Annotated in this window: 10 protein-coding genes; 4 read left to right on the forward strand and 6 right to left on the reverse strand. The window is 72.6% G+C overall.

The features are described from left to right. Positions 1-31: 31 nt before the first annotated feature. Entirely contained in the window at positions 32-1,981 is a 1,950-nt protein-coding gene (locus Q1K33_RS19750) for a serine/threonine-protein kinase (RefSeq protein WP_300406487.1), read from the reverse strand. A gap of 162 nt (positions 1,982-2,143) precedes the next feature. Here Q1K33_RS19750 and Q1K33_RS19755 point away from each other — a divergent pair, with 162 nt between their 5' ends. Continuing rightward, positions 2,144-2,827 (forward strand): hypothetical protein, encoded by a 684-nt coding sequence (locus Q1K33_RS19755; protein WP_300406489.1) that lies wholly within the window; start codon positions 2,144-2,146, stop codon positions 2,825-2,827. Between the two features lie 87 nt (positions 2,828-2,914). Here the strand turns inward: Q1K33_RS19755 and Q1K33_RS19760 are convergent, their stop codons facing one another. Next, entirely contained in the window at positions 2,915-3,796 is an 882-nt protein-coding gene (locus Q1K33_RS19760; protein ID WP_300406491.1) for a LysR family transcriptional regulator ArgP, read from the reverse strand. Between the two features lie 69 nt (positions 3,797-3,865). On the opposite strand from Q1K33_RS19760, the gene Q1K33_RS19765 reads away from it, so the two are divergent. Further along, positions 3,866-4,465: a LysE/ArgO family amino acid transporter gene (locus tag Q1K33_RS19765; protein ID WP_300406493.1), complete on the forward strand. Its 600-nt coding sequence runs from the start codon at positions 3,866-3,868 to the stop codon at positions 4,463-4,465. Between the two features lie 19 nt (positions 4,466-4,484). Next, positions 4,485-5,321, forward strand: a complete 837-nt coding sequence (locus tag Q1K33_RS19770) for a maleylpyruvate isomerase family mycothiol-dependent enzyme (protein WP_300406494.1) — start codon at positions 4,485-4,487, stop codon at positions 5,319-5,321. Positions 5,322-5,364: 43 nt separating this feature from the next. On the opposite strand, the gene Q1K33_RS19775 is transcribed toward Q1K33_RS19770, so the two are convergent. Next, the gene (locus tag Q1K33_RS19775; protein WP_300406496.1) at positions 5,365-7,533 is read right to left on the reverse strand and encodes a DEAD/DEAH box helicase; all 2,169 of its coding nucleotides are present in this window, start codon (positions 7,531-7,533) and stop codon (positions 5,365-5,367) included. A 273-nt stretch (positions 7,534-7,806) separates the two neighbouring features. Further along, positions 7,807-8,202, reverse strand: coding sequence for a PaaI family thioesterase (locus Q1K33_RS19780; RefSeq protein ID WP_300406498.1), 396 nt, complete (start codon positions 8,200-8,202; stop codon positions 7,807-7,809). 56 nt (positions 8,203-8,258) lie between these two features. Between Q1K33_RS19780 and Q1K33_RS19785 the strand changes: the two genes are divergently transcribed. Then, complete coding sequence (locus Q1K33_RS19785; RefSeq protein WP_300406500.1) at positions 8,259-8,975, forward strand: M50 family metallopeptidase; 717 nt, start codon at positions 8,259-8,261, stop codon at positions 8,973-8,975. On the opposite strand, the gene Q1K33_RS19790 is transcribed toward Q1K33_RS19785, so the two are convergent. Beyond that, positions 8,944-10,254: an NAD(P)/FAD-dependent oxidoreductase gene (locus Q1K33_RS19790; protein ID WP_300406502.1), complete on the reverse strand. Its 1,311-nt coding sequence runs from the start codon at positions 10,252-10,254 to the stop codon at positions 8,944-8,946. The genes Q1K33_RS19785 and Q1K33_RS19790 overlap by 32 nt on opposite strands. Before the next feature lie 33 nt (positions 10,255-10,287). Then, the coding region (locus Q1K33_RS19795) for a hypothetical protein (RefSeq protein ID WP_300406503.1) at positions 10,288-10,496 on the reverse strand (209 nt) is incomplete at its 5' end.

The following is a 10,496-nucleotide window of genomic DNA, read 5'->3' on the forward strand; positions in this document are numbered from 1 at the left end:
CGCCAGGGTGGCGGGCCGACGTACGTCTCGGTCAGAGCGGAGCGCCGCGCAGGTGGGCCGGCTGCCGGTACTTCACGGTGCCGACGATCTGCTGGTGGGCCTGGAGGTTGACGCCGCGCACGACCACGGAGACCGGCTCCTCGGCGTACACGTTGGTGCGCTGGTACTTCAGCTCGTTCTTCGGCGTCTCGCGGAACCACGTGTAGCCCCAGTCGCTCTTCCACGGGTCGGCCTTGGAGCCGTTCTGGCCGGCGAAGTAGTCGGTCGCGGCCGCGACCGAGGTCCACAGCGTGTAGCGGATCTCGCCGCGGCCGTACTGGGTCTTGCGCTGGCAGGTGAGGATCACCAGCCGCGGTCCCCCGGCGGTCGGGTCGCTGGCGCAGCTGTAGTTGTTGGGGTAGACCCACTCCAGCCCCGCCCGGCCGCTGAGTGCCGGGCACTGGTCGTACCCGTAGGTCTCGTCGCCGTTCCAGCACGCGAAGGTCTTCGGGGGCGGGGGCGCCGGGGTCGGCGCCGGAGCGGGGCTCTGCTTCGGGGGCTTGGTCGGCTGGGTGTCGTTGCCGTTGCCGCCACCCGGCCCGGGGCCCCCGCCGCCGTTGCCGCCCTTCGTGCCGCCACCGGTGCTCGAACCATCGCCGTCGGTCGAGCCGGGGTCGGTCGAGCCGGGGTCGGTCAGCACGCCCGGGTCCGTGACGACGCCGGTGCCGGAGTCGGAGTCGTTGCCCGACGCCCCGCCGTTCTTGCTGCCCTTCTTGCCCGTGCTGCCCTTCGTGCCGTTCTCGCCCTTGCCGCTCGTGGCACCCGACGGCTCGTCGCTCGACTCGTCCGTGGCCGTGGGCTCCCCCGACTCGCTCGGCACCGATGCGGTCAGGGGCGGAGAGGCGTCGCCCGCGACGTCGGAGAGCTCCACGCTGCGCTCCCCCGCACTGGCGGCCACCACGGCGTAGGTGCCGACGACGGCGAGCAGGACGGCGATGACGGCCGCCAGCACGGCCACGAGCGGTCGGCGCGGGGAGCGGCCGGACTCGTCGGTGGGCGGCTGACCCGTGCCGGCCCCACCACCGGAACCTCCGCCGACGGGTGCGCCGGCGACGACTCCGGGCACGATGACGTGGCGGATGGCGGTGACGTCGGGCAGCTCCAGGGCGCTCGGGGCCAGGGCGGCCGCCGAGACGAGGTCGGACTTCATCGCCCGCGCCGACGGGTACCGCTCGGCAGCGTCCTTCGCGAGCGCGCGGGTGAGGATCAGGTTGATGGCGCGGGAGAAGTCGTCGGCGGCGGGCAGCTGCGGCAGGGGTGCCTGCAGGTGAGCCATCGCGACCTCGACGTCACTGCCGACGTACGGCGCCGTGCCGGTCAGCGTCTGCCACAGCACACACCCGACGGAGTAGACGTCGGCCGCACCGTCGGCCTGCTCGCCCTGGTGGCGCTCGGGCGCCATGTAGGGGAAGGAGCCCACCAGGGCGCCGGTGCGGGTGACGTCACCTCCGGCGCCGGTGGCGATCCCGAAGTCGCACAGCACGGCCTCGAGGCGGCCGTCGCGGCGGCGCAGCAGCACGTTGCTCGGCTTGACGTCGCGGTGCACCACGCCGACACCGTGCGCGTCGCCCAGGCCGTCGAGGACCTGGCCGGCGACGTCCAGCGCCACGGCAGGCGCCAGAGCGCCCTCCCGCCCGACCAGCTGCAGCAGGTCGCCGTCCGGGAGGACCTGGGTCACGAGGTAGAGGCAGCCGTCGAGCTCGCCGAAGTCGTGGACGGCGACCACGTTGGCGCTCTCGACCCGGGAGAGCGAGAGCGCCTCTCGCTCGAAGCGGGCGCGATACTCCGCGTCCTCGGCCCACTGGGGCGTGATGATCTTGAGCGCCACGAGCCGGTCCAGCGACGTGTCGCGCGCGGCGTACACGATGCCCATGCCGCCCCGCCCGAGCTCGCTCTCGAGGCGATAGCGACCGAAGTCCTCGCCGAGGGAGGGCATGCGCATGGGAGGACTCCAGGTGGGGCGGTCGGTGGGCCTCGCGCACCTTGCCCGCGACGACGCCCGGACAAACCTGGAGGGGGGCCCTCGCAGGAGGTTTCAGAGGGCCGCTTCCTGGTGAGTCTCCAGGGAGCCCGACGTCCCACCCCTCCGAACGGAAGACCCTTCATGCGATCTCTCCTGCGCGGCACCATCGCCGCCGTCGCCCTCACCCTCGCCCCCGTCGCCGTCGTCACGACGACCTCGACGCCTGCCCACGCCGCGGCAGAGGTCGCGACGACGTCCTCCTTCAGCGACTCCGTCACCAAGCGCGGCGAGTTCGGCCGCTTCTTGTCCGTCAGCGGCGGCGTCGACGCCGCCGACGAGTCCTTCATCGACGCCGGCGAGGCCCGCCTGCAGGTGCAGAAGCCGGGCTCCTCCACGTGGAAGACCATCGAGGTCGCCAGCGGCATCGGGTTCGCCTCCTTCCCCGACTACGACAAGTACCGCAGCAACGTGAAGCTCCGCATCGCCTACACCGGCGGGACGTCGGACGACACCACCTACCTGCCGTCGGTCTCCAAGGCGATCAGCATCAAGGTGCTGCGCAGCGTCGACTTCTCGAGCGTCTCCGGCAAGCGTCAGCCGACGGCCGACGTCAAGGTCAAGCCGAAGTTCGGCAAGAAGAAGCTGCTCATCCAGAAGAAGAAGGGCAAGAAGTTCAAGACCTTCAAGAAGGTCAAGACCAACAAGAAGGGCAAGGCCCGCTTCTCGGTCCCGGGCTCGAGCAAGGGCATCAAGTACCTGCTGGTCGTCCCGAAGGACAAGAACTTCGTCGCGACCAAGATCCCGTTCACGGCCACCCGCTTCTGAGACAGCCGCACCACCTCTGAGCCGCTCCGGCGACTCGGCGTCCGCCCGCCGCCCCACCCGGGACGGCGGGCGGTGGCGTGCCGGGGGTCAGCCGCGGAGCACTCGCGCCGCCGAGCGCACCGCTTCGGTCAGCCGCAGCAGGCCCGGCGAGTCCAGGCGCCAGCGCTGCCAGTGCAGCGCGACGTCGACGTGCAGCCGGGCGCCGAGGGCGACCAGGGTCCCCGCGGTGAGGTCAGGAGCGAGCTGCGGGGTCGGCAGCAGGCCCCAGCCGAGACCGCGTCGGATGGCCTCGTGGAAGTCGGCGGACGTCGGCACCCGGTGCACGACGGGCGGTGGTCCGAAGCCACGCGCTGCCAGGAAGTCGTGCTGCAGTGCGTCCTTGTCGTTGAAGACCACCGCTGGCATCCGAGCCCAGTCGAAGCGGCCGCGGCCCCCACCCCACCGGTGGGCGTACGACGGCGCCGCGGCGGGTCGGTAGCGCAGGACTCCGAGCGACTCCGAGCGGCAGCCCTGCACCACGGCCGGGTCCGAGGTGACCGCCCCCAGGACGTCGCCGCGGCGCAGCAGGTCGGCGGAGAAGGCCTGGTCCTCGACCTCGAGGCGCAGCGAGGCGCCGTCCCAGAGCGCGACCTCGTCGAGCACCCCGCGGAACCACGTCGCCAGCGAGTCTGCGTTGACCGCGACCCGCAGCTCGATGCGACGGGCCTCCTCGTCCCGATCGACCTCGGCGCGCACATCGCCGTACAGCAGCGCGGTCTGGCGAGCGAGCCGCACGTAGGCGGTCCCCGCCTCGGTCGCCGCGCACGGCGTCGTACGACGCACGAGCACCTGACCGGCTGCCGTCTCCAGCGCTCGGATCCGTTGGCTCACGGCGCTCGTGGTGACGTGCAGGTGGCGCGCCGCGGCCTCGAAGGTGCCGTGGTCGACGATCGCCGCGAGGGCGGCGAGCTGGTCGGGGTGCGGCACCATGCAGCAACTCTAAAGCTTCTTCAGAATCATTCGCTGGTCTTCACACGTGGATGCTCCTAGCGTGAGCACGTGCTCACCTCCGCCGTCACGGGCCTCCTGACGGGACTCGCCCTCATCGTCGCCATCGGCGCGCAGAACGCGTTCGTGCTGCGCCAGGGCCTCGCCCGTCGCCACGTGGGCCCGGTCGTGGCCGTGTGCGCACTGTCGGACCTCCTGCTGATCGTCGCCGGAGTCTCCGGCATCGGTGCCGTCGTCGACAACGCCGGCTGGGTGATCGACCTCGTGCGGTGGGCCGGCGTCGCCTTCCTGGCCTGGTACGGCGTCAGCTCGCTGCTGCGCGCCCGACACCCCATGGCGCTCGAGGCCGCGCGGGGCGACACCGCCACCCTGGCGGCGACTGTCGTCAAGGCCCTCGCCCTGACCTGGCTCAACCCCCACGTCTACCTCGACACCGTGCTGCTCCTCGGTTCGATCGCGAACACCGACGACAAGCCGTGGTGGTTCGCGGCAGGCGCCTGCACGGCGAGCATCGTGTGGTTCACCGGGCTCGGCTTCGGCGCCCGCCTGGCGCACCGGCGGCTGTCCACGCCGCGGGCCTGGCAGGTGCTGGACGTGCTGATCGGCATCACGATGCTCGCCATCGCACTCAGCCTCGCCCTGGGGGGCTGACCTCGCTACGGTCAGCGCCATGAATGACGCACGGGACACCCCGACCGACCAGGACCGCCTCGCCGGCTACATCGACGTGTGGGTCAGCGCCATCGACGACTTCTGCTCGGTGCTGGACCGGGTCCCGGCCGAGCAGGCGACGGCGCCGACCGACCTCGCGGGCTGGGACGTGCGAGCGGTCGCGGCGCACACCGCGCACCTCGAGAGCATCCTCGCCGGCAACCCCGAGGAGACCGCCGACGTCGGCGAGCCAGCGCACGTCACCGGCTTCATGGGCCTCTACACCGAGATCGGGGTGGTCAACCGCCGAGAGACCCCGCTGACGGAGATCACGGCGGAGATCCGCGACGTCACGGCCACCCGCCGGTCGATCCTCCGAGCCGACCCCCCGTCCGACGGCTCGGCCAGGCCGGACACGATCTTCGGCGGTGTCCCCTGGACCTGGGAGGTCCTGCTGCGCAACCGGCCGCTCGACGTGTGGATGCACGAGCAGGACGTCCGCCGAGCCGTCGGGATGCCGGGTGGGCTCGACTCCGTCGCCGCCCAGCACACCACCGACTACCTCACCGAGAGCTTCGGGTTCGTGGTCGCGAAGAAGGCCGGCGCTCCGGCCGGCACCACGGCGGTGCTCGCCGTGGAGGGGTCGGCGCCGATCGCGTTCGCCGTCAACGACGCCGGGCGCGGCGAGCGGCTTCACGACGTACCGGACCAGCCGACCCTCACCCTGCGCTGCGACCGGGAGTCGTTCATCGTGCTCGCGGGCGGACGTCGTGCGCCGGCGCCGGGGGCCGTGACCATCGAGGGTGACCAGTCGCTGGGCCAGCAGGTGCTCGACGCGATGGCCACGACGCCGTGACCGTCGGGTCGGTCGGGTCGACCGAGGACCGTCCGGACGCGGGTCAGGCGTAGGCCGGCTGCTGCTCGAGCTGCTCGGTCAGCAACGCCACCAGGGCCTCGAGCTGGACGTCGACCGAGGAGGAGACCTCGGCGTCCGAGCCGTCGAGGGCGACCGCGGCCAGCCCGGCCTTGGAGTCGATCAGCTCGGCGACCTTGGTGTCGATCGTCTGCGAGGCGATGATCCGCCACGCCGTGACCGGCTCGGCCTGACCGATCCGGTGGATCCGGTCGATCGCCTGGGTCTGCTCCGCGTCGGTCCACGACAGCTCGGCCAGCACCATGTTGGAGGCGACCTGCAGGTTGAGACCCACCCCGGCGGCGGTCAGCGAGCAGACGATCACCTTGACGTCGGGGTCGTTGAGGAACGCGTCGATCGCTGCCTCGCGTGCCTTCGGCGTCTGGTCGCCCCGGATCGAGGAGTAGCGCAGACCGCGTCGCTCGAAGGTCTCCTCGGCCACGTCCATCACGTCGATGTGCTTGGCGAAGAAGACGACCTTGCCGACGCTGCGCGCCAGCTGGGCGGCGTAGTCGGCGGCGAGGCCGGCCTTGGCCTGCCCGATGCGGCGCATCATGGTGAAGACGTTCTCGCCGGTCTTGGTGGTCGTGGTGTCCTCACGCTCCCAGGTGGCGACGCGCCGGACCAGCTCGTGGTCGATGCCCTCCACGGTGACGCCCGACGTACGCGCCTCCAGGGCGCTCTCGTAGCGCTTGACCAGTCGGCGGGCCAGGACCCGCTCGGCCTCGCGGATCGAGCGGCCGGCCTCGTCGTCGAGCTCGACCGGCAGGTCCGCGATCCGCCGCGCCGGGATGTCTGCGGCCACGTCGACCTTGCGACGCCGCACGATCCCGCGGTCGATGACGAGGTGGCGGGCACTGGGGTAGAAGCCGGGGTCGATCGGGGTCAGGCCCCGCTCCTCGAGCGCGGCCATCAGCTCGCCCTTGGGGGCGTTCTCGCCGATCCAGCCGAGGAACTGCCAGATGGCCCGGAAGTCGTCGATGTCGTTGATCAGCGGGGTCCCGGTCAGCGCCATCATCAGCGGACGGGCACTGCGCCTGCGAATCTTGTCGGCCAGCTGGAGCACGTGCTGGGAGCGCTGCGAGGTCTTGTTCTTGATGAAGTGGGCCTCGTCGACGACCATCCCGCGGAAGCCGAAGTCGCCCAGCCACCCGACGTGTCGGTCGAGCACCTCGTAGTTGACGACCACGATGTCGGCGAACCCGTCGACGTTGCCGCCGTTGCCGTGGATGACCGTCACCGGGTGGTCCGGCGTCCACAGCCCCGCCTCGCGGGCCCAGTTGGCCTTGACCACGTTGGGCACCACGACGAGCAGCGGGTAGGCCTCCGCGGCCTCCGCGGCCAGCAGCGCCTGGGCGGTCTTGCCGAGGCCGGGCTCGTCGGCCAGGAGGAAGGTGCGGTGGCCCTCCTTCGCCGCGGCCACCACCTGGGCCTGGTGCGGCATCAGGTGCCGTCCGCCCGCCGCGTTGAGCGTCGTGGCCTCCGGCAACGGCATGCAGGACGAGGCGCCGCCGTACTCGAAGGCCTGGAGCAGGGGTCCGATCAGCTCCCACGTCGCCAGGCGACGCCCGGAGACCTGGGGCTGCGCGGCGGAGAAGTCGGGGACCAGGAACGGGTTGGCGAGCTGGCGCGCGATGACCGACTGCGGCACGACCTGACGCTCCACGACGGGCGGGGCGTCCTCGTCGACGACCTCCTCGACCGGCTCCGGCGCCTCGATGCCGGCGGCCTTGAGCATCTCCGCCTTCAGCTCGAGGGCCGAGTAGGAGACGTCGGCATCCTCGGCCAACAGGGAGAGCAGGGTCGTGTCGCGGGTCGCGGTCTTCGCCAGGATCGTGCCGATGCCGTCGAGCCGCTTGAGCTGCTCGCCGCGCTGGCCCTCCGAGATGGTCTGGTCGGCCTTGACCCGGGTCCGCTCCTCGCGCGCCAGCTGGGCGACGACCTGGAACTTCGTGCGCGCGGCGGGCTTCACCGAGCCCCGCTGGACCCCCTGCTCGACCTCGCGCACCGCGCGGGCCAGCACGGGGATGATCCCCTCGTTGTCCAGTTCGCGACGGTTGCGCTGGCCGCGGCGGTTGCCGTTGCCTGAACCGTTGCCGCCGTTCTTCGGGGCCGTGCGGGTGTTGCCGGACTGACGCTGTCCTCGTCGAGCCAAAGGCTCTTCCTCCTCTGGGACGCCGCGGCGCGTACGCCGGGGCGGTATGGCGCCGTCGCGCCGACCTGCGGGACAGGGTGGCCCCGGTGGGTCGAAGGACGGGAGTCGCGCGCCGATCAGCCTGCAGACCGGGGCGGAGCCACCGGACGCAGCTGCTGCGGGTCCGGCGCTGGTCACAGCGTAGCGCGCGATCGGGCGGGACGTGGGATCGCCGGCGATCCCGTCACCGGCGCCGGCCTCCGGCATCTGGGTGAACGGGGCCGGACGAGGACCTCAGGCCTGCGGGTAGAGGTTCTGCACGCGCAGCTGACCACGGGCGATCACCTTGCCGTCGGCGTCGCTGACGGTCTCGACGACCCACACCTGCTGGGAGCGTCCCTGGTGCAGCGGGGTCGCGGTGGAGGTCAGCGTGCCCTCACGCACGGCCCGGTAGAAGTCGGTGTTGTTGTTGACCCCGACGCACTGGCCCTTGTCCCCGAGCCACAGGGCCGAGCCGACGCTGCCCATCGACTCCACGACGCTGCAGTGCACGCCGCCGTGCACGATGCCGTAGGGCTGGTGCAGCTCCGGCTTGGCGGCCCAGGTCGCGACGACTCGCGACCCGGTGAGCTCGACGTACTCCAGGCCGATGTAGGCGGAGAACGGGTCGGTCATCGTGGCGGGGTCCATGGCGCCATTGAACCCTGACGGCGCCGCCGGCTACGACCTGCCGTCACCATGGAGTCATGACACAGCTCTGGGCGGACGTGTGGGAGCGCGCCACCGCCGTGCGCCCCGTGCCGGACGCCGGCTTCGTGCTGCTGACGGGGGCCGTGGCCCTCGGCCTGGTCCTGGCGCCCATCACCTGGCCGCGCGTCCGCCTCGGGGTCACGGTCATCCACGAGGCCGGCCACGCTGTCGTCGCGGTGCTGGTGGGCCGTCGCCTGAGCGGGATCAGGCTGCACTCGGACACCTCGGGCCTGACGGTCTCGCGCGGGCGTCCCACAGGACCCGGCGTCGTGGCGATGATGGCTGCCGGCTACCTGGCCCCCGCCGTCGTCGGAGTCGGCGCGGCCCTGCTGCTCGCGGCCGGACGTGGCATCGCGATGCTGTGGCTGCTCCTGCTCCTGATGGCGGCGCTGCTGGTGTGGGTGCGCAACGTCTACGGGCTGGCGACCCTGCTCGTCGGCGGGGTCGGGGTCGGCCTGCTCACCTGGTACGGCGACCAGGAGATGCAGTCGGTCGTGGCCTACCTGATCGCCTGGCTGCTCCTGCTCGCCGCGCCCCGCCCGCTCGTCGAGCTGCTCGGCACCGGTCGCACGCGACGTCGTACGACCGATCCCGACCAGCTCGCCCGGCTCACGCGCGTGCCGGCTCTGGTCTGGATCGTGGTGTTCCTGGCGGCGAACCTCGCCGGGCTCGCCCTCGGGGTCATGACGCTGGCGCCGGACCTCCTGGCCTGATCCCTGACCTGCGCCCTGGCCCGATCCGGTCCAGCACGGCCTGCGCCGCGCGGTGCCCACTGACGAGCGCACCCTGGATCGAGGCCGTGTCGCGGTGGTCACCGCACACGACGACTCCCGACGGGAGCACGACGGGCCGGGCCACGACGAGCGGCGGCGCCTGCACCGGCAGGGCGTGCCTGACCTCGTGGCGCGCCAGGCTCTGCCAGTCGGCGAAACCGTCGTCGCCGAGCAGCTCGGCCGCATGGCGCCGCATCACCGGCTCGGTCGGCGCGACACCATCCGCCTCGAGCAGCGCCGATGCCTGCACGAGATGCCTCCCCGCCGGCGCGTACGTCGGCGCGGCGTGCGACACGACAGCGGTGTTGACGAGCGGTCCCGTGGGCCGAGGACGGGCGTCGACGTGGAGCAGCCGCGAGGCGGTGGGGGCGCGGTCGGCGGCGTACCAGTGGGTGACCACGCCGCGCATCGGGTGCTCCGGCAGGCCGGTCAGGGTGCTGGCGGCCACTGGGCCGGTGGCGACGACCACCCGGCGGCAGCCGATCGGACCGTCGTCGGTCCGCACGTCGAACCCGTCCCCGCGCACCTCGATCCCCGCCACCGGAGTCCCGAGCCTGACCCGGCCGCCCAGCGGTGCGGCCAGCTGGCGCGGCAGCGCCTGCATGCCGGCGGCGGGCAGTCCCGGGTCGCCGGCGAGGAAGCTGGCCGTGAGCAGACGGGCGAAGGTCGCCGAGGACGTCCCGGTGTCGTCGAGGAGCACTCCGGCGAAGAAGCGCTCCAGGACGCGACGCAGGGTGCCGCTGAGTCGGGCCGCGTCGAGGGACGCGGCGAGGGTGGTGTCGGGCTCGCGGGCGAGCGCGTCGAGCCGGCGACCGCGCGGGTCTCGGGTGAGCGGTCGCAACCAGCGAAGGAGCCCGGGCAGGCCGCGCACCTCACCGGCCGCGCCGCGCAGGGTGCTGCCGAGCAGGCCGGGGGCGCGCAGCGGGTGGCCGAGCCGGAGCAGCCGCTCCGTGCCGAGGGCGGCGACCCCCGCTTCGAAGGTCCCGAGGTCGAGCGCGTCGGCGTCGACCCAGCGCCGTACGGCGGGGTAGGCGGGGTTGAGGAGCTGGAAGCCGCGGTCGACCTGGAAGCCGTCGACGCGATCGGTACGGATGCGCCCACCGACCTCGTCCTCGGCCTCGAGGACCACCACGTCACACCCAGCCTCCGCGAGCTCGTCGGCGCAGCGCAGCCCGGCCAGCCCGGCGCCGACGACCACCACGTCGGTGTCCATGTCCATGTCCCTCACCCTCCCCCGTGGCGCCCAGGTCGCTCAGCGGCGCATCTTGGCGTCGACGTACGACACCGAGCGGTTGAAGAGGGAGGTGAGGGCGGCGACGTCCGTGCGGCCCGGCACGACCGGCGCGGCGAGCTCCTCCACGACCTGCGCGGCCCGGGCGGACCCGGCCGCCGACGCGACGGCAGCGCAGACCCGGGCAGCCTCGCGCACGGGCTCGGGGTCGACGGTCCACAGCGTCTCGA

This window comes from Nocardioides sp., from assembly GCF_029937575.1.
Classification (GTDB): Bacteria; Actinomycetota; Actinomycetes; order Propionibacteriales; family Nocardioidaceae; genus Nocardioides.